Origin of the sequence: Caloramator proteoclasticus DSM 10124 (genome assembly GCF_900129265.1) — a bacterium.
Lineage (GTDB): Bacteria > Bacillota > Clostridia > Clostridiales > Caloramatoraceae > Thermobrachium > Thermobrachium proteoclasticum.
Window position 1 is genome coordinate 23,277 of the sequence record NZ_FQVG01000002.1, and the last position, 18,822, is coordinate 42,098.

General features: G+C 30.1%; 19 protein-coding genes. All 19 read left to right on the top strand.

Annotated features, from left to right (window positions below):
* Window positions 1-10: 10 nt before the first annotated feature.
* The 19 genes from pyrH (at window position 11) to truB (ending at window position 18,814) form a co-directional block, all read left to right on the top strand.
* On the top strand, window positions 11-721 hold the full coding sequence (gene pyrH / locus BUB63_RS00755) for a UMP kinase (protein ID WP_027307463.1): 711 nt from the start codon (window positions 11-13) through the stop codon (window positions 719-721).
* Between the two features lie 17 nt (window positions 722-738).
* Window positions 739-1,296, top strand: coding sequence for a ribosome recycling factor (frr, locus tag BUB63_RS00760; protein ID WP_027307464.1), 558 nt, complete (start codon window positions 739-741; stop codon window positions 1,294-1,296).
* Window position 1,297: 1 nt separating this feature from the next.
* Window positions 1,298-1,480, top strand: a complete 183-nt coding sequence (locus tag BUB63_RS00765) for a hypothetical protein (protein WP_073247615.1) — start codon at window positions 1,298-1,300, stop codon at window positions 1,478-1,480.
* Window positions 1,481-1,564: 84 nt separating this feature from the next.
* Window positions 1,565-2,329, top strand: a complete 765-nt coding sequence (locus BUB63_RS00770; protein ID WP_027307466.1) for an isoprenyl transferase — start codon at window positions 1,565-1,567, stop codon at window positions 2,327-2,329.
* Between the two features lie 13 nt (window positions 2,330-2,342).
* Window positions 2,343-3,131 (top strand): phosphatidate cytidylyltransferase, encoded by a 789-nt coding sequence (locus BUB63_RS00775; RefSeq protein ID WP_073247616.1) that lies wholly within the window; start codon window positions 2,343-2,345, stop codon window positions 3,129-3,131.
* A 5-nt stretch (window positions 3,132-3,136) separates the two neighbouring features.
* The gene (locus BUB63_RS00780) at window positions 3,137-4,072 is read left to right on the top strand and encodes an AI-2E family transporter (RefSeq protein WP_073247617.1); all 936 of its coding nucleotides are present in this window, start codon (window positions 3,137-3,139) and stop codon (window positions 4,070-4,072) included.
* The gene (locus tag BUB63_RS00785; RefSeq protein WP_073247618.1) at window positions 4,069-5,217 is read left to right on the top strand and encodes a 1-deoxy-D-xylulose-5-phosphate reductoisomerase; all 1,149 of its coding nucleotides are present in this window, start codon (window positions 4,069-4,071) and stop codon (window positions 5,215-5,217) included. Before BUB63_RS00780 ends, BUB63_RS00785 begins: the two co-directional genes overlap by 4 nt.
* Before the next feature lie 14 nt (window positions 5,218-5,231).
* Entirely contained in the window at window positions 5,232-6,242 is a 1,011-nt protein-coding gene (gene rseP / locus BUB63_RS00790) for an RIP metalloprotease RseP (protein ID WP_073247619.1), read from the top strand.
* 17 nt (window positions 6,243-6,259) lie between these two features.
* On the top strand, window positions 6,260-7,309 hold the full coding sequence (gene ispG / locus BUB63_RS00795; RefSeq protein WP_073247620.1) for a flavodoxin-dependent (E)-4-hydroxy-3-methylbut-2-enyl-diphosphate synthase: 1,050 nt from the start codon (window positions 6,260-6,262) through the stop codon (window positions 7,307-7,309).
* 22 nt (window positions 7,310-7,331) lie between these two features.
* Window positions 7,332-7,958, top strand: a complete 627-nt coding sequence (locus BUB63_RS00800) for a glycosyltransferase family 2 protein (protein ID WP_084106387.1) — start codon at window positions 7,332-7,334, stop codon at window positions 7,956-7,958.
* Between the two features lie 15 nt (window positions 7,959-7,973).
* The gene (locus tag BUB63_RS00805) at window positions 7,974-12,266 is read left to right on the top strand and encodes a PolC-type DNA polymerase III (protein WP_073247621.1); all 4,293 of its coding nucleotides are present in this window, start codon (window positions 7,974-7,976) and stop codon (window positions 12,264-12,266) included.
* 152 nt (window positions 12,267-12,418) lie between these two features.
* The gene (locus BUB63_RS00810) at window positions 12,419-12,874 is read left to right on the top strand and encodes a ribosome maturation factor RimP (RefSeq protein WP_027307474.1); all 456 of its coding nucleotides are present in this window, start codon (window positions 12,419-12,421) and stop codon (window positions 12,872-12,874) included.
* A 2-nt stretch (window positions 12,875-12,876) separates the two neighbouring features.
* Window positions 12,877-13,920, top strand: a complete 1,044-nt coding sequence (gene nusA, locus BUB63_RS00815) for a transcription termination factor NusA (RefSeq protein WP_073247622.1) — start codon at window positions 12,877-12,879, stop codon at window positions 13,918-13,920.
* Between the two features lie 16 nt (window positions 13,921-13,936).
* Complete coding sequence (gene rnpM / locus BUB63_RS00820) at window positions 13,937-14,206, top strand: RNase P modulator RnpM (protein WP_027307476.1); 270 nt, start codon at window positions 13,937-13,939, stop codon at window positions 14,204-14,206.
* Window positions 14,196-14,531, top strand: coding sequence for a L7Ae/L30e/S12e/Gadd45 family ribosomal protein (locus BUB63_RS00825; protein WP_027307477.1), 336 nt, complete (start codon window positions 14,196-14,198; stop codon window positions 14,529-14,531). Before rnpM ends, BUB63_RS00825 begins: the two co-directional genes overlap by 11 nt.
* The gene (gene infB / locus BUB63_RS00830) at window positions 14,518-16,632 is read left to right on the top strand and encodes a translation initiation factor IF-2 (protein ID WP_027307478.1); all 2,115 of its coding nucleotides are present in this window, start codon (window positions 14,518-14,520) and stop codon (window positions 16,630-16,632) included. The genes BUB63_RS00825 and infB overlap by 14 nt, the downstream gene beginning before the upstream one ends.
* A 14-nt stretch (window positions 16,633-16,646) precedes the next feature.
* Complete coding sequence (gene rbfA, locus BUB63_RS00835) at window positions 16,647-16,997, top strand: 30S ribosome-binding factor RbfA (RefSeq protein WP_027307479.1); 351 nt, start codon at window positions 16,647-16,649, stop codon at window positions 16,995-16,997.
* Complete coding sequence (locus BUB63_RS00840; protein WP_035165592.1) at window positions 16,990-17,976, top strand: DHH family phosphoesterase; 987 nt, start codon at window positions 16,990-16,992, stop codon at window positions 17,974-17,976. Before rbfA ends, BUB63_RS00840 begins: the two co-directional genes overlap by 8 nt.
* Entirely contained in the window at window positions 17,960-18,814 is an 855-nt protein-coding gene (truB, locus tag BUB63_RS00845; protein WP_073247623.1) for a tRNA pseudouridine(55) synthase TruB, read from the top strand. The genes BUB63_RS00840 and truB overlap by 17 nt, the downstream gene beginning before the upstream one ends.
* The last annotated feature ends 8 nt before the right edge of the window (window positions 18,815-18,822 follow it).

Genomic DNA, 18,822 nt, shown 5'->3' on the forward strand with positions numbered 1-18,822 from the left:
AGGTAATAAGATGACAGCTCCAAAATATAAAAGAGTTATGATAAAATTAAGTGGTGAAGCTCTTGCAGGTGAAAAGGGCTATGGCTTTGATTTTGATGTTATTAAAAGAATATCTGAAGAAATTAAAGATATTGTAGATATGGGTGTTGAAGTTGGTTGTGTTGTCGGCGGAGGGAATATATGGAGAGGTAGAAACGGAATAGATATGGATAGAACAACAGCCGACTATATGGGGATGCTTGCAACTTGTATAAATGCTATGGCTCTGCAAGATTCATTGGAATCAATAGGTGTCAAAACGCGAGTTCAAACTGCAATAGAAATGAGGGAAATTGCAGAACCATTTGTAAGAAGAAGGGCTGTAAGACATCTTGAAAAGGGTAGAGTTGTTATTTTTGCAGCTGGGACTGGAAATCCATATTTTTCAACAGATACTGCAGCAGCACTTAGAGCTGCAGAGATAGAGGCAGAAGCTATACTGCTTGCTAAAAAAGTAGATGGTGTATATGACTCAGATCCAAATAAAAATAAAGATGCCAAGAAGTTTGATAAATTGACTTTTATGCAGGTATTAGAAAGAGATCTAAAGGTAATGGATTCTACTGCAACATCATTATGCAAAGATAACAATATTCCAATCATAGTTTTTGCACTTGATGAACCTGGAAATATTAAAAGAGCAGTACTTGGAGAAAACATAGGTACTGTTGTTGAAAATTAATAAAGGAGGTTTTTTTAATGATTAAAGAAGTAATTGTTGCTTCTGAAGAAAAAATGAAAAAATCAATTGAGCTTCTTAAGAAGGAATTACAAGGACTAAAGGCCGGAAGAGCAAATGCTGCAATGCTTGACAAAATAACTGTTGATTATTATGGAACACCAACTCATATTGCACAGCTTGCTTCAATTTCAATTCCTGAACCAAGAGTTTTAGTAATACAACCTTGGGATAAAAATGCAATCAAGGATATTGAAAAGGCTATTCAAAAGTCAGATTTAGGTATTAATCCAACTAATGATGGTCAAGTAATAAGATTAGTTATTCCAGAACTTACAGAGGAAACAAGAAAAAATCTTGTTAAAGTTGTTAAAAAGCACGGAGAAGACACTAAAGTTGCAGTTAGGTCAGTAAGAAGAGATGCTAATGATAGATTAAAGGCACTTAAAAAGGAAGGTAATTTCTCAGAGGACGAAATAAAGAGAACTGAGGAAGAAGTACAAAAGATAACTGATAATTTTATAAAAGAGATTGATAAATTAGTAGAAGCAAAGGAAAAGGAGATATTAACTGTATAATATGGAAGTGAAGAGTTTTTTAGCTCATAAATTAGAGGATGTAGAAGAATATTTAAAGAAAAGTGGAATAGATTATGAGTTAATAGAAGTAGATAATCCTAAGGGAGTTAAAATTGGTGATGAAAAAAGGGTTATCAAGATAGTAGAAGATGCCTCCATAAAAATATACTATTCATATTTTTAATCAAATATAAAAAATAAATAAAGACTGTAATGCCAAAGCTTTAAGCTTTGGCATAAAAAATTTATTTTTATGAGGGAGGTAACGATGTTATTTTTTAATAAGAAAAAAAAGAATGAATCCAAAAATTTTTTAGAAATGATTGATAAAAATAAAATTCCAAAGCACATTGCTATAATTATGGATGGTAATGGTAGATGGGCAAAACAAAGAAATTTACCAAGAACTTTTGGGCACAAAGCAGGTGTAGAAACTATAAGAGAAATTGTTAAGGCATGTTCAGAACTTGGTGTAAAATATTTGACTCTATATGCCTTTTCAACAGAAAATTGGAAAAGACCAAGTGAAGAAGTAAATGCTCTTATGAATTTATTAGTTGAATATTTAAGATCTGAAGTTCAAGAACTACATAAAAATAATGTTGTGGTTAATTCGATTGGTGATATAAGTAAATTACCATTGATATGTCAGGAAGAGTTGAAAAATGCTTATGAAAAAACCAAAGATAATACGGGTTTAGTATTAAATCTTGCATTAAATTATGGTGGACGCGATGAAATAAAAAATGCAGTAATTAAAATTGCACAGCTTATAAAGGAAAATAAAATAGATATTGAAGATATTAATGAAGAATTGATAAGTAGTAATTTATATACTGCAAATATGCCAGATCCAGATTTATTAATTAGACCAAGTGGTGAATATAGATTGAGTAATTTTCTATTATGGCAAGTAGCATATACAGAATTCTGGTATTCAAATATATATTGGCCAGAATTTAATAGAGAACATCTATATAGAGCTATATATGATTACCAAAATAGAGATAGAAGATTTGGTGGTATAAAATAGAGAAGGTGAAAATATGAAAACAAGAATTATAAGTGCATTAGTAGCTATTCCAATATTACTTTTTTTTGTAATATCAGGGGGATTGATTTTAAAGATAGGTGTATCAATAATAACTGCTATAGCAGTATATGAGTATATAAATGCTTTTGAAAAAAAATATAGGGTTATTACTCCTTTATTAATTATATTTTATTTAATAAATCAATTTATATTTTATACATCTGATTTGTCAAAGTATAATACTATTTTAATTTATACGTTACTTTTAATATCAATGGCCTATCCTATTTTTAATAAAAAGTATTCTATTATATCTTCAGCATTTACTGTTGTTGGATATATATATATAATTAGCTTTTTTAATCTTCTTGTTAAAATAAATGAGATGAAAAATGGAAATAAATTAATATGGATGGTTTTCTTAATTGCTTGGTGCTGTGATACTTTTGCATATTTTATAGGTATGTTTTTAGGGAAAAGAAAGTTGTGTCCAGAAGTTAGTCCTAAAAAAACAGTAGAAGGTTCTATTGGAGGAATATTAGGAAGTATAGTAGGCCTTGTTATTTGGAAGATTTTTAATGGTAATATTGAAATTACATATATACAATTAATTATATTAGGAATAATTGGTGCTGTTGTATCACAGATAGGTGACCTTTCAGCCTCATTAATAAAAAGACATGTAGGCATAAAAGATTATGGAAATATAATGCCTGGACACGGAGGAATTTTAGATAGATTTGATAGCATACTATTTGTCATTCCTGTCGTATATTATTATATAGCAATTATTTTAGGATGATATATATGAATATTAATATAAAGGCATTACTTAAGATAATAGTGGTAGACTTAATAGTTATCATAATTCTTAAGTTATGCCTTGTTTTTTTATGGCCATTTCTTGTTGCAATTTTAATTGCACTACTTATGGAACCTTTTATAAAAAAGATAGTAAGTTTAAAAATAAATAGAAATATAGCCGTTAGTTTATCTTATATTTTTATATTTTTAGTTTTAGCCTTTTTGACATATATTTTTATAAAATATATAATTAACGAAGTAAATAAAATATACATAGTGATATCAAATAAAATATATAATGATCAAATAAATTATGTAATTGAGAAAATAACTACCTTAAAAAATAGTGACTTTAATTTTTTAGATAAAACAATGGGTACTATAAATGAGTTACTTAAGATATTTATAGTTTTTATAATTAGTATAATTTTAAGTTTAGACTTTAATAAAATATCTGAAAATATTATTCTAAGCATTGATAATAAATATATAGCTGCATTTATAAGTTCATTTATTAAATTAACTTCCATTGCATTAATTGAATTAAAATTAGTAGTTATTTCTACAATACTTACAATAGCTGGATTTTTTGTATTAGGCATTGAAAATGCATTAACTATAGGAATAATTTGTGGTATACTAGATTTGTTACCTGTTTTAGGACCTGCATTAATTTTTATACCTTGGAGTGTATTAGCTTTTATAGATAAAAAGTACTTTTTGTCTATAGGTCTTATATCATTGTATGCATTGTTGCAGATAATAAGAGAAATATTACAGGTTAAGATGGTAGGAAGTTCTTTAAAGATACATCCTGTTATTTCACTTTTTGCGTTGTATGTAGGGGTTATAATATTTAAGTTATGGGGAGTTATATTTGGACCCTTTATGATTATTTTTACAAAAGAACTTATTGATATAGAAAGGAGAATTATATGAAACAATTAGTTATATTAGGTTCTACAGGTTCGATTGGAACTCAAGCACTTGATGTTGTCCGTCATAAAAGGGATGAGTTTAATGTTGTAGCTTTGTCTGCACATTCTAATATAAATAAATTAGTTGAGCAGGTTAAAGAATTCAGCCCTGAATATGTTGTAATAATGAATGAAAATTTAGTAAGTGAATTAAAGGACAGAGTTTCTAATATTGGAACAAAGGTACTCTCAGGTGTTGAGGGTTTAGAATTTATAAGTACATTACATAATGTAGATATAGTTTTAACTTCTGTTGTTGGTATGATAGGTTTAAGACCAACAATAGCAGCAATTAGGGAAGGTAAAGATATTGCACTTGCTAATAAAGAGACTTTAGTTGTTGGTGGAAGTATAATAAAAGATGAACTATCAAAATCTAAATCAAGAATTATTCCAGTGGATAGTGAGCATAGTGCTCTTTTTCAGTGTTTAAATGGTGAAAGTAGGAGTGCAGTTAATAATTTGATTTTAACAGCATCTGGAGGCCCATTTAGAGGTAAAAAGAAGGAGGATTTAACTCAAGTTACTCCAGAGATGGCTTTAAAACATCCAAGATGGAATATGGGAAGAAAAATATCAATAGATTCGGCAACATTAATGAATAAAGGATTAGAAGTAATAGAAGCACACTATTTGTTTGATGTTGATTATGATAATATAAAGGTTGTTATACATCCTCAGAGTATTATACATTCTATGGTGGAATATAAAGATGGTTCAATAATTGCTCAGCTATCAAATACTGATATGAGACACCCAATTCAATATGCACTTGAATATCCAAATAGAACAGAGTCATTGATTGGTTATCTCGATTTAATTAAATACAATACTTTAACATTTGAAGAACCAGATATTGAAACGTTTGAGTGTTTAAAATTAGCCTATGAAGCTGGAAAAGTTGGAGGAACTATGCCAGCTGTATGTAATATTGCAAATGAAGAAGCGGTAGATCTATTTCTTAATAATAAAATTAAATTTTTAGATATTCCAATTATAATTAAAGAGGCTATGAATAATTTTAAGGTAAAATATGAATTTGATTTAGAGTACATTATTAATTTAGAAAAGGAAGTAAGAGAGTATATTAGAAATATAATCAAATAGGGTGGTGTTTTTATATGCAAACGTTATTGGCAACAATTTTTGTATTTGGATTATTGATAACAAGTCATGAACTTGGTCATTTTGTTACTGCGAAGTTATCAGGAATAAAGGTTCTTGAATTTGCTATAGGGATGGGGCCAAAGATATTTGGCTTTAAAAAGGGAGAAACGAGTTATTCTTTAAGGCTTTTTCCTATTGGGGGATATGTAAAAATGTTAGGTGAAGAGGGAGATTCTAATGACCCAAGAGCATTTTGTAATCAGAGTCCTTGGATAAGACTTATAGTTATTATAGCAGGTGCTTTTATGAATTTCGTTATAGCTATAATATTATTTGCTATTATTGCTTATAATGCAGGGGTTGTAAGACCAATTATAAGTGAAGTAGAAGTTGGTCTTCCTGCATATAATGCTGGAGTTAAGGTAAATGATAGAATAATTGAAGTTAATAATAAGAAGGTTAAAACTTGGGAGGATTTCATCATAGAAATATCAGAGAATAAGGAAAAACCTATAGACTTAACAATAAAAAGAGATGATGTTATAAAAAAAATTACAGTTACGCCTGTTTATAGTAAAGAAAGGGGTAAATATATTATAGGAATTGTCCCAACTGTACAAAAGGCTGGTGTAATAACATCAATAGCTGAGGGATTTAACAAAACAGTTTTTACAGTAAAACAAATGGGTATATTTTTAGGAAGAGCTCTAAGAGGAAATATTTCATCTGAGGATGTCGGAGGACCAGTTGCGATTGTTAAAATGTCTGGAGAAGCAGCAAAATATGGCATATTGAGTCTTTTATCCTTTGCAGCATTACTTAGCATTAATTTGGGAGTTTTAAATTTAATTCCTTTTCCAGCATTAGATGGTGGTTGGGTTATAATATTATTGTTTGAAGGAATAACAAGAAAAAAAATAGATGAAAATAAGATTGGACTTGTCAATTTAATTGGGTTTACTATTCTAATATTGTTTGCAATATTTATAACATATAAAGATATACTCAGGTTCAAATTATTATAGGTATAGGGTGGTAATTTATGAATAGAAGAAGAACAAAAAAAATAAAAGTCGGTAACATATTTGTTGGAGGGGATAGTCCTATATCTGTCCAATCTATGACTAATACAGATACAAGAGATGTTAATAAAACTGTTGAACAGATAAAAAGACTTGAAAGTGAAGGGTGTGAAATAATTAGGGTTGCAGTACCTGACTTTGAAGCGGCTGATGCAATAAAGGAAATTGTAAAGCAAATTGATATACCGTTAGTTGCAGACATACACTTTGACTATAGGTTAGCAATAAAGTCAGTGGAAAATGGAGCGAATGCCTTAAGAATAAACCCGGGGAATATAGGAAATGAGATAAGAATAAAGGAAGTTGTAGATGCAGCAAAATATTATTCTGTACCTATAAGAGTTGGAGTTAATTCTGGTTCGCTTGAAAAGGAAATATTAGAAAAATATAAGAGACCTTGCCCAGAGGCACTTGTGGAAAGTGCTTTAAGAAATGTTGAGATATTAGAAAAATATAATTTTAATGATATAGTAATTTCTGTGAAATCCTCAAATGTTAAGGAAATGGTAGATAGCTATAGATTATTATCAAAAAATACTGAGTATCCTCTCCACTTAGGTGTAACTGAGGCAGGAACTATCTACAGTGGTACAGTAAAGTCTGCAATAGGAATAGGAGCTCTTTTGCTAGACGGTATTGGGGATACAATAAGAGTGTCATTAACAGATGATCCTATTGAAGAAATAAAATTAGGTAAAGAGATATTACAGGCTTGTGGGGTTAGAAGATTTGGAGTGGAAATTATTTCTTGCCCAACGTGTGGCAGAACATCAATTGATTTAATAGGACTTGCAAAAAAAGTAGAAGAAGAGCTTAAGAACATTAATAAACCTTTAAAAGTTGCTGTAATGGGTTGTGTTGTTAATGGACCGGGAGAGGCAAAAGAGGCAGATATAGGTATAGCAGGAGGAATAAAAGAGGCCTTGATATTTAAAAAAGGTAAAATAATTAAGAAGGTAAGTGAAGAAAATATTATTAGTGAATTAATAGAAGAAATAAATAAATTATAAAAGCTACTAAGGGGGAATTTGTGTGTTTATTGACTGTATTATTCCTGCTTATAATGAGGAAAAAACCGTTGGGGATGTAATTGATGTTGTTAAGAAGGTGGATTGTATTAGAGATATTATAGTAGTAAATGATGGTTCTAATGATAATACTTCACTAATTGCAAAGAGCAAAGGAGTAAAGGTTGTCGATAATAAAAAAAATATGGGAAAGGGAGCAGCTATTAAGATTGGGCTTGAAAATTCAGATGCTGATGTAATTTTATTATTAGATGCTGATTTAATTGGTCTTACACCAAATCATATACTTGATTTGTTAAATCCTGTTTTAAGTAATGAAGCTGATATGTCTGTTGGTATATTTTCAAGTGGAAGGCTTGCAACTGATTTAGCACAATTTGTTGCTCCAAATCTTTCAGGTCAAAGGGCCTTAAAGAGATTTGTTTTAGATACAATGGATAATATGGATATTACTAAATATGGAGTTGAAGTTGCATTAACTAAGCATGTACAAAGAATGCAATTTAAAGTTAAAAATGTTGAAATGAAGGATATGACACACATAATGAAGGAAGAAAAATTAGGATTCGTTAGAGGATTTAAAGCAAGATTAAAGATGTACTATGATATACTAAAGTGTCTAAGGACATAAATAGGAGGTTTAATAATGTCCAAAGCATTAAGTGAAGTGCTAATTGATGTTGCAGAATTGAATAATAATGAAATACTGGAGAAATTGTTTGTAGAGAAGGTAATAGTAGATAAAAAAACAAAAAAATATGAGGTGTTTATAAAGTCTTATGTTGAGACTAATCAGGAATTAAAAACAAAACTTATTGAAGCCTTTAAAAGTAAACTAAAACTAGATAATAATTTAGAACTATATATAGATTATATTAATAAAAATATGGACTATAAGAACATAAATGAGGAAAGTTTTAGAATAATATTGAGGGATATTTTAAAACAATATCCCTCAATATGTTCTGTTTTAACATCAAGTAAGTTTAAAATTAATAATGAAAATATTGAATTTAACATAGATAATGAGTTTACTGTAAATATGTTAAAAAGTAGACAAATTGATAAAATATTAAAGAAGGAATTATATAATATTTTTAATAAAAATATCAATATAAACTTCCAATATGATGAATTGATAATTGATGATTATAATAAATTAAAATATGATGAAGATAGTAAACTTATAAATCAATATATACAAGAAGTTAGAGAAAAAAGTGTACCAATTAAGATTGAATCTGGTGATAAAAATATAAATAGCAATAATAGTAATAATGATAATCCTTATATTTATGGAAAACCTATAAAGGCTGATTTTGCTAAAATAGTTTCTATAACTGAAACTTCTGGAATAGTAGAAATTGAGGGAGAGGTATTTAAAGTAGATATAAAAGAAACTAAAAACGGAAAATATATTATGTCATTTTATATTACAGATTATACAAGCTCAATTACAGTTAAATTATTTCCAAAGCCAGAAAAAATAGATGAAATTAAATCACAAATCTCAGAAGGAAGTTATTTAAAGGTAATTGGTGAAGCGACATATGATAAGTTTGTAAATGAAATAGTATTAATGGCTAAGTTTATAGATAAAAAAGAAAAAACAAAGAGAATAGATACTTGTGAAGAAAAAAGAGTAGAGTTACATCTTCATACACAAATGAGTGGAATGGATGGAGTAAGTTCAGCCACAAAACTAATCCAAAGAGCTAAAGAATGGGGGCATAAGGCAATAGCAATAACAGACCATGGAGTTGTGCAGGCATTCCCAGAGGCTATGGATGCAGCAAAAAAATATGGTGTAAAGGTTATATATGGTGTTGAAGGATATTTGGTAGATGATGGCGAACCAATAGTCTACAATCCAAGGGATTGTTCTTTAGATGGAGAATTTATTGTATTTGATATAGAGACTACAGGTTTTAATCCACAGACAGATGAAATAATAGAAATTGGTGCTGTTAAAATTAAAAATTATCAAATTGTAGATAGATTTTCTGTATTGATTAATCCGGAAAGGCATATATCTGAAGAAATACAAAAATTAACAGGTATAACCAATGAAATGGTAATTGATAAACAAACAATTATAGATATACTTCCAAAATTTACAGAATTCGTTGGAGACGGTGTTTTAGTAGCACATAATGCAAAATTCGATACAGGATTTTTAAGAGAAAAGTTTAAAAAGTTTAATTTACAGTTTAACTATTCTATTTTAGATACACTTCCTTTAGCAAGATGGCTATTACCTGATTTAAAGAGACATAAACTTAATGTAATAGCTGAACATTTAGGCATAAGTTTAGAAAATCATCATAGAGCTGTTGATGATGCTGAAGCAACAGCACATATATTTTTAAAATTTGTTGATATGCTTAAGGAAAAGGAAATTTCTAAGCTTTCAGATATAAATTTACAATATAGCGGTAATTTTGATATTAAAAAGGCAGATACCTATCATATTGTTATATTAGTTAAAAACTATCAAGGTTTGTATAATCTATACAAATTGATTTCTATGGCCCATTGTAATTATTTTTTTAAGAGACCAAGAATCCCCAAAAGCTTACTTGAACAGATGAGGGATGGACTAATAATAGGTACTGCCTGTGAAGCAGGACAGCTATATAGGGCCATTTTAAATAATTTATCTGAAGGGGAATTAGAAGAAATAATAAAATTTTATGATTATTTAGAGATACAACCTATAGGAAATAATATGTTTTTATATGAAAATGGAAAGGTTGATAGTGTAGATAAGTTATATGAATATAATAAAAGGATAGTGGAATTAGGTGAGAAGTATAAAAAACCTGTTGTTGCAACAGGGGATGTTCATTTCCTTGATCCACATGATGAGTATTTTAGAAGAATTCTAATGGCAGGACAAGGATTTGATGATGCAGATAATCAAGCACCATTATATTTTAAAACAACAGATGAAATGTTAGAGGAATTCAAATATTTGGGTGAAGAAAAGGCTTATGAAGTTGTTGTTAAAAATCCAAATATGATTGCGGATTTAGTTGAAGAGATTAAGCCGATTCCAGAAGAAACATTCCCACCTAAGATTGATGGAGCAGATGAAGAAATTAGAAAAATGACAATGGATAATGCGCATAGCATTTATGGAGAAAAGCTTCCTGAAGTTGTTGAAAAACGCCTTGATAAGGAGTTAAATTCAATTATTAATAATGGTTATGCTGTCTTGTATTTAATTGCACATAAGCTGGTTGCCAAATCATTAAATGATGGTTACCTGGTAGGATCCAGAGGGTCTGTAGGTTCTTCCTTTGTTGCTACAATGTGTGGAATTACAGAAGTTAATCCTTTGCCACCACATTATGTTTGTCCAAATTGCAAAAATTCCGAGTTTTTCCTTGATGGAAGTGTTGGAGCAGGGGTTGACTTACCAGATAAAAATTGTCCTGTATGTAATACAAAATATAAGAAGGATGGTTTTGATATACCTTTTGAAGTCTTTTTAGGCTTTGAAGGTGATAAGGAGCCAGATATAGACTTAAATTTCTCTGGAGAATATCAGCCGGTTGCACATAAATATACAGAAGAGTTATTTGGTGAAGGTCATGTATTTAGAGCAGGTACTATTGGTACTATAGCAGAAAAAACAGCCTATGGTTTTGTTAAAAACTATTTAGAGGAGAGAGGAATTAAAGCAACATCTGCTGAAATGGAAAGATTAGTAAAGGGGTGTACAGGTGTAAAAAGAACTACAGGACAACACCCTGGTGGTATAATGGTAGTTCCGAGAGATAAGGAAATATATGAATTTACACCGATACAAAAACCTGCAGATGATGTTAATTCTGAGGTTACTACAACACATTTTGATTACCATTCTATAAGTGGTAGATTATTAAAGCTTGATATTCTTGGTCACGACGATCCTACTGTTTTAAGAATGCTTCAGGATTTAACAGGAATAGATCCTAAGGATATTCCTTTAGATGATAAAAATGTTATAAAATTATTTACATCAACAGAACCTTTAGGAATAACCAAGGAAGATATAAACTGTGAAGTTGGAACATTGGGATTGCCGGAATTTGGAACAAAATTTGTTAGACAAATGCTTATTGATACACAACCACAAAATTTTTCAGATTTAGTTAGAATATCTGGATTATCCCACGGTACAGATGTTTGGTTAAATAATGCACAGGATATAATAAGACAGGGGCTTGCTACATTAAAAGAAGTTATATGTACCAGAGACGATATTATGTTATATTTAATTTATAGTGGGGTACCACCAAAAACAGCCTTCAATATTATGGAGAGGGTTAGAAAAGGAAAAGGTTTAAGGGATGAAGATATTGAAGTAATGAAACAAAACAATGTACCAGATTGGTATATACAATCTTGTAATAAAATAAAATATATGTTCCCAAAGGGACACGCAGTTGCGTATGTTATGATGGCTGTTAGAATAGCATATTTTAAGGTTTACTATCCTGAAGCATACTATGCTACTTACTTTACTGTAAGAGCAGATGATTTTGATGCAGACTTGATAGTAAAGGGTGAAAAAGCAATAATCAGCAAAATTAAAGAAATAGAATCTTTAGGAAATTCGGCTTCACAAAAGGAAAAAGGTCTTATGACTATATTAGAAATAGCACTTGAAATGTATAAGAGAGGTTTAAAATTTATACCTGTAGATCTTTATAAATCAGATTCAGTAAAGTTTTTAATAACTGAAGAAGGAATATTACCTCCATTTAGAGCTCTTCAAGGTGTTGGAGAAAATGCAGCAAGAAATATTGTTGCAGCAAGAGAACAAGGTCCTTTTGTATCAAAGGAGGATTTAAGAATTAGAGCGAAGGCAACAAAAACAGTCATTGAGATATTAGATTCCCATGGATGTTTAAAGGGATTACCAGAAACTAACCAACTTTCTCTGTTTTAACTTGAAATAAATTTATTATGGTGTTATAATAATATTGTCCTAAATATATTTGACACAGAGTGGGCAAAACCCACTCTATATTTATGTTTTTTGTATATAATGAATTATTTTTTGATGTATACAAAAAATAGAAATAATAAAGGAGGGATAAGATGTTCAATAAAATTGAGAATGAAGTGGAAAAAATAGCAAGGCCTATAGTTGAAGAGTTTGGTTGTGATTTTGTTGATGTAGAGTTTTTAAAGGAATCAGGTGAATGGTATTTAAGAGTTTACATAGACAAAGAAGAAGGTGTTACATTAGACGACTGTACTAAAATTAGTAGAAGAGTAAGTGATGAGTTAGATAAAATTGATCCAATTGAGTTTAGCTATTATTTTGAGGTGTCATCACCAGGCGAATTAAAACTTATTGAAGAAGAAAAGGCTTTAAAGCGAGCCCTTAACAAAAATGTTAAGGTAAGGCTTAACGATGAAAATTATACAGCCTTATTTGGAAAATTAGTAAATTATAGTGAAAATAATATAGTTTTAAATGTTGATGGTGAAGACAAAAATATAAAATTTGATGATATTTATTTCATTAGGTTGAGTGGAAAGGGGAGATAATAATGAATTCAGTTGAGTTAATTGAAGCTATAAAATTACTTGTTCAGGAAAAGGGGATTGATGAGGAGACTATATTTAATGCACTTGAATCTGCGTTAGTGGCTGCCTATAGAAAAAATTATGGAACATCACAAAATGTAAAGGTAACCATAAATAGAGAAACTGGTGAAATACATGTTTATGCACAAAAGAAAGTTGTAGAGGATGTTTATGATAACTTATTGGAAATAAGTTTGGAAGATGCAAGAAATATAGATGTTAGGTATAATTTAGATGATGTAGTTGATATTGAAATTACTCCAAAGGATTTCTTAAGGGCAGCAGCTCAAGTAGCAAAACAACGTGTAATTCAAGAAATAAGAGAACAAGAGAGAAGGATAATATATGAAGAATTTGTTGAAAAGGAAAATGATATTATAACAGGTGTTGTACAAAAGAAAGAGAAGGATAAGGTTCTTGTTGATATTGGCAAGGTAGAAACATTATTAAATCCAAGTGAACAAATGCCAAATGATACATACAATCATGGAGATATGTTAAAGTTTTATGTTGTTGAAGTAAAAAAGACTACTAAGGGACCAAATATAATAATTTCAAGAACTCATCCAGGGCTTGTTAAAAGATTGTTTGAATTAGAAGTTCCAGAAATATATGAAGGAATAGTGGAAATAAAGAGTATTGCAAGAGAAGCAGGTTCAAGAACTAAAATTGCTGTTTACTCAAGGGATGAAAATGTTGATCCAACTGGAGCATGTGTTGGACCAAAGGGAGTTAGAGTACAGAATGTTGTAAATGAACTAAAGGGAGAAAAAATAGATATAGTAAAATGGAGTAAAGATCCTGCAGAATTTATTGAAAATGCTTTAAGCCCAGCAAAGGTATTAAGTGTAGAAATATTAGATGAAAAAGAGAGAATAGCAAGAGTTGTAGTACCAGATTATCAGTTATCATTAGCAATTGGTAAAGAAGGACAAAACGCAAGACTTGCTGCAAAACTTACAGGATGGAAAATAGATATCAAAAGTGAATCTCAAGTCAACATTTAGTAAGGAGGAATAAAAAATGAAGGTTAAAAAGATTCCTCAAAGAATGTGTCTTGGGTGCATGCAAATGAAACCTAAAAAGGAATTAATTAGAGTTGTTAGAAATAAAGAAGGTGAAGTAAACCTTGATTTAACAGGAAAGGCACCAGGTAGAGGGGCTTATATTTGTAGAAATGTTGAATGTTTTGAGAAGGCATATAAGGCAAAAAAGTTTGAAAGAGCATTAGAAGTAACAATATCTCCTGAGGTTTATGAAAAGCTAAAGGAGGAATTAGAGAGTGGACAATAAATTATATAATTTTCTTGGTCTTATTCAAAGGTCAGGCAATCTAACTTCTGGCGATGATGGTGTTGAAATAGACATAAAGAAAGGTAAGTGTAAGCTTTTAATTATATCTGAGGATGCAAGTGAAAATACAAAAAAGAAATTTATTAGTATGGCAAAAAATTTTGGCGTGCCTTATCTAATTTTTGGAGAAAAAGAGAACATTGGTTATTATATAGGTAAGTCAATGAGATCGGTTCTATCGATCAAAGATAATAATTTTGCAGAAGCTTTTATAAAAAAGATTAAAGAAAATAACAGTGGGGGTGACAGTATTGTCAAAGATTAGAGTTTATGAATTAGCAAAGCAAATAAACAAATCTAGTAAGGAAGTTATAGAACTTCTATATAATGAGTTTGGTATAGAGGTTAAAAATCATATGAGCGTGATTGAAGGCGAGGATGCTAATATAATAAAAGAGTATATTGAAGAGTTAAATGGTAAAAAACAAAAAGAATCAAGTGAAGAAAAGAATGAAACAATAAAAACAGAAGAACACAATGAAGTAAATGAATTTGATGATTTAGGATTAATGGATGATAATTATACAAAGAACGAAAAAATAAGAAAAAAACCAAGAAGTGAAAAAATTAAACAAACTCAAGTTAAGGAAAAAAATAAAAATGATGAAGAGGAAGTAGGAATTGTTGTTATTCCTCCAACAATAAAAGTTGGTGATTTTGCTCAAAAGATTAAGAAGCCAGCTGCGGAAATAATAAAGAAATTAATTTTAAAGGGTGTTATGGCTTCAATTAATCACGAAATAGACTTTGAAGTGGCTGAGAAAATAGCAGAAGAATACAATATACTACTTGAGATGGAGCAGGTTAAAGAAAAGGAAGAGGTATTAATAAATGATTTTGAGGACAGTGCTGAAGATATGCTTCCAAGACCTCCTGTTGTAACAGTAATGGGACACGTTGACCATGGAAAAACTTCATTACTTGATGCGATAAGGAATTCAAGGGTTGCTGCTCATGAAGCAGGAGGAATAACACAACACATAGGTGCCTACAGTGTTGATGTAAACGGACAAAAGATAGTATTTTTAGATACACCAGGTCACGAAGCTTTTACTGCAATGAGAGCAAGAGGTGCAAAGGTTACCGATATTGCTATATTAGTTGTAGCAGCTGATGATGGTGTTATGCCACAAACTATTGAGGCAATAAACCACGCAAAGGCAGCAAACGTTCCAATAATTGTTGCTATTAATAAAATTGATAAATCAGGTGCTAACCCAGATAGAGTAAAACAGGAATTAACAGAATACGGATTGATTGCTGAGGACTGGGGTGGAGATACTATATGTGTACCTGTCTCAGCTCATACACATCAAGGAATTGATACATTACTTGAAATGATTTTACTTGTTGCCGAAATGCAAGAGTTAAAGGCAAATCCAAACAGAGCAGCAAAGGGTACAATTATTGAATCAAAGCTTGATAAAGGAAGAGGACCAGTTGCAACTGCTCTTATACAAGCAGGAACATTGAAGGTTGGAGATGCAGTTGTTGCAGGAACAGCATACGGTAAAGTTAGAGCGATGATTGATGATAAGGGTAGAAAGGTTACTAAAGTGGGCCCATCAATGCCTGTTGAAATTTTAGGACTTTCTGAAGTACCAAATGCTGGTGAAAAATTCTATGTTGTTGCCGATGAAAAAACTGCACGTGAGATTGCAGAAATAAGAAAAGAAAAACAACGTGAAGAGATGTTTGCTGCAAATGCAAAAGTTTCACTACAGGATCTTTTCTCACAAATTAAAGAAGGAAAAGTTAAAGTTCTTAACATTATTGTAAAGGCAGATGTACAGGGTTCAGTAGAAGCTATTAGACAATCATTAGAGAAGTTATCAAATGATGAAGTTAAGGTTAAAGTTATACATGGAGCTGTAGGTGCTATTACTGAAACTGACGTATCACTTGCTTCAGCATCTAATGCGATAATAATTGGGTTTAATGTAAGACCAGATGGAATGGCAAGACAACTGGCAGAAAAGGAAAGTGTTGAAATAAAAACATATAGAATAATTTATGAAGCAATCGATGATATAACAGCAGCAATGAAGGGTATGTTAGATCCTGAGTTTACAGAAGTTGTTACTGCAAGATTACAGGTTAGACAAACATTTAAGGTTTCATCAGTTGGAACAATTGCAGGATGTTATGTTGAAGATGGTAAAGTTAATAGAAATGATAACATAAGAGTTATAAGAAATGGAATAGTGATTTATGAAGGAAAGATATCATCATTAAAGAGATTTAAAGATGACGTTAGGGAAGTTGCTGCTGGATATGAATGTGGATTAACTATAGAAAGATTTAATGATATTAAAGAGGGAGACGTTTTTGAAACTTATACAATGAAAGAAGTTGAAAGAAAGTAAAGAGGTGCATTTATATGGCATTTGAAAGGAATACAAGACTTTCAGAGGAAGTAAGAAAGGTTTTGAGTAATATAGTTCAAAATGAGTTAAAGGATCCAAGAATTCCACCTTTAACATCAATTACACACGTAGATGTAACTAAGGACTTAAGATATGCAAAGGTTTATGTTAGCGTATTTGCTGATAATGAATCTAAAAAAAGCTGCATTGAAGGATTAAAAAGTGCATCAGGTTTTTTAAGAAAGGAACTTGGCAATAGGATTAAAATTAGATATACTCCAGAATTGATTTTTGAGCTTGATGAGTCAATTGAATACAGTATGAAAATAAATGACATATTAAGGGAGATAAACAAAAATGAATAAGCTTGAAGAACTAAAAAAAATTATTGACTCCCTAAATAACTTTGCAATAGTATCCCATACTTCACCAGATGGTGATAGTATGGGGTCTATTCTTAGTCTTTATAATTTATTAATAGATTTGAATAAAAATGTTGATGTTTTTGTTGAAGGCCAAGCTCCTTATAAATTTTCATATTTAAGCGGCTTTTATAATATAAAAAATATTAGTCAGTCAAACAGCAGGTATGATTGTTTGTTTGTTTTAGATTGTGGTGATGAGGATAGATTAGGTGAATGCAAAGATTTGTTAAATAGAACGGATATAATAATTAATATTGACCATCATATAACAAATAATAGCTTTGGTAATATAAATATAATTGATGCAAAGGCATCGAGTGTTGGAGAAATTTTATTTGAATTGTATAAAAATCTTAATTATAAAATTACAAAAGAAATTGCTGAATGCCTTTACACATCTATTGTTTCTGATACAGGAGGCTTTAAATTTTCTAATACATCATCAAAGACAATGAGGATAGTAGCCGATCTTATAGATACAGGAATAAATTTTACAAATATCTATTACAGGATAATGGATTTAAAAACTTTAAACGGTATAAAATTAATTTCTAAGGTTACATCTACATTAAAGATTTATTTAGATGGTAAGGTAGCAACAATGAAGCTTACAAAACAAATGTTAGAAGAATGTCAAACAAAGGAAGATGAAGCTGGTGAACTTGTTAATATAGTTAGGGATATAGAAAGTGTTGAGGTAGGAATTTTAATAAAAGAAGTTGATATAGATACCTATAAAATTAGTTTTAGATCTAAGGATTATTTCGATGTAAAAGATATTGCTTTAAAATATGGAGGAGGAGGACATATAAAGGCAGCAGGCTGTACAATCAAAAATAAATCAATAGATGAAATTGAAAAGGAATTAATTGATGAAATAAAAAAGGCTTGGGTGAAATATAATGAATGGAATAATTAATATTCTAAAGCCACCAGGAATGACTTCACACGATGTAGTATCCTTCTTAAGAAAAAGATTAAATATAAAAAAAATAGGACATACTGGAACATTAGATCCAGGTGCTGCAGGGGTGCTGCCTATATGTATTGGAAAGGCTACAAAAATTGTTGAGTATATAACTTCACAAGATAAAACCTATATATGTGAAGTAACGTTTGGGAAAGTTACTGATACATTTGATAAATATGGAAAAATTATAGAAGAGTACAATAATGATTTTGAATTAGAGTATAATGAATTAAAAAAGGTTACAGATGAGTTTGTAGGTGAAATAGAACAAACTCCTCCAACATATTCAGCAATAAAAATAAATGGACAAAGGGCCTATGAATTGGCAAGGAGAGGGGAATCCTTTGCAATTCCCAGTAGAAAAGTATATATATATAGTATAGATATATTAAAAGTATACCAAAAAAGTGCTTTATTAAAGATACACTGTTCAAAGGGAACATATATTAGAAGCCTATGCAACGATTTGGGTAAAAAAGTTGGATATGGTGCATATATGAGTTTCCTTTTAAGAACACAATCTGGAAAATTTACAATTGATAATTCAGTCTTATTAGATGATATAACAATAGAAAACATAAAAAAAATTATGTTAACTATCGACGATGTTCTTGAATATCCCATAATTAAATTAAATGAAAATCAAACTAAAAAGTTTTTAAATGGGGCCTTTTTAGAAATGAATTTAGAGGATAAATACTATAGGATATATAGTAATAATGAAACTTTTTTAGGTATAGGTATAATTCAAAAAAATAGACTTAAACCTGATAAAATATTAATATAAGGTGTTTT

Excerpts from the sequence above, each read along its gene's own strand:
- pyrH (WP_027307463.1), top strand. The coding sequence starts at position 11 with ATGACAGCTCCAAAATATAAAAGAGTTATGATAAAATTAAGTGGTGAA.
- frr (WP_027307464.1), top strand. The coding sequence starts at position 739 with ATGATTAAAGAAGTAATTGTTGCTTCTGAAGAAAAAATGAAAAAATCA.
- BUB63_RS00765 (WP_073247615.1), top strand. The coding sequence starts at position 1,298 with ATGGAAGTGAAGAGTTTTTTAGCTCATAAATTAGAGGATGTAGAAGAA.
- BUB63_RS00770 (WP_027307466.1), top strand. The coding sequence starts at position 1,565 with ATGTTATTTTTTAATAAGAAAAAAAAGAATGAATCCAAAAATTTTTTA.
- BUB63_RS00775 (WP_073247616.1), top strand. The coding sequence starts at position 2,343 with ATGAAAACAAGAATTATAAGTGCATTAGTAGCTATTCCAATATTACTT.
- BUB63_RS00780 (WP_073247617.1), top strand. The coding sequence starts at position 3,137 with ATGAATATTAATATAAAGGCATTACTTAAGATAATAGTGGTAGACTTA.
- BUB63_RS00785 (WP_073247618.1), top strand. The coding sequence starts at position 4,069 with ATGAAACAATTAGTTATATTAGGTTCTACAGGTTCGATTGGAACTCAA.
- rseP (WP_073247619.1), top strand. The coding sequence starts at position 5,232 with ATGCAAACGTTATTGGCAACAATTTTTGTATTTGGATTATTGATAACA.
- ispG (WP_073247620.1), top strand. The coding sequence starts at position 6,260 with ATGAATAGAAGAAGAACAAAAAAAATAAAAGTCGGTAACATATTTGTT.
- BUB63_RS00805 (WP_073247621.1), top strand. The coding sequence starts at position 7,974 with ATGTCCAAAGCATTAAGTGAAGTGCTAATTGATGTTGCAGAATTGAAT.
- BUB63_RS00810 (WP_027307474.1), top strand. The coding sequence starts at position 12,419 with ATGTTCAATAAAATTGAGAATGAAGTGGAAAAAATAGCAAGGCCTATA.
- nusA (WP_073247622.1), top strand. The coding sequence starts at position 12,877 with ATGAATTCAGTTGAGTTAATTGAAGCTATAAAATTACTTGTTCAGGAA.
- rnpM (WP_027307476.1), top strand. The coding sequence starts at position 13,937 with ATGAAGGTTAAAAAGATTCCTCAAAGAATGTGTCTTGGGTGCATGCAA.
- rbfA (WP_027307479.1), top strand. The coding sequence starts at position 16,647 with ATGGCATTTGAAAGGAATACAAGACTTTCAGAGGAAGTAAGAAAGGTT.
- BUB63_RS00840 (WP_035165592.1), top strand. The coding sequence starts at position 16,990 with ATGAATAAGCTTGAAGAACTAAAAAAAATTATTGACTCCCTAAATAAC.
- truB (WP_073247623.1), top strand. The coding sequence starts at position 17,960 with ATGAATGGAATAATTAATATTCTAAAGCCACCAGGAATGACTTCACAC.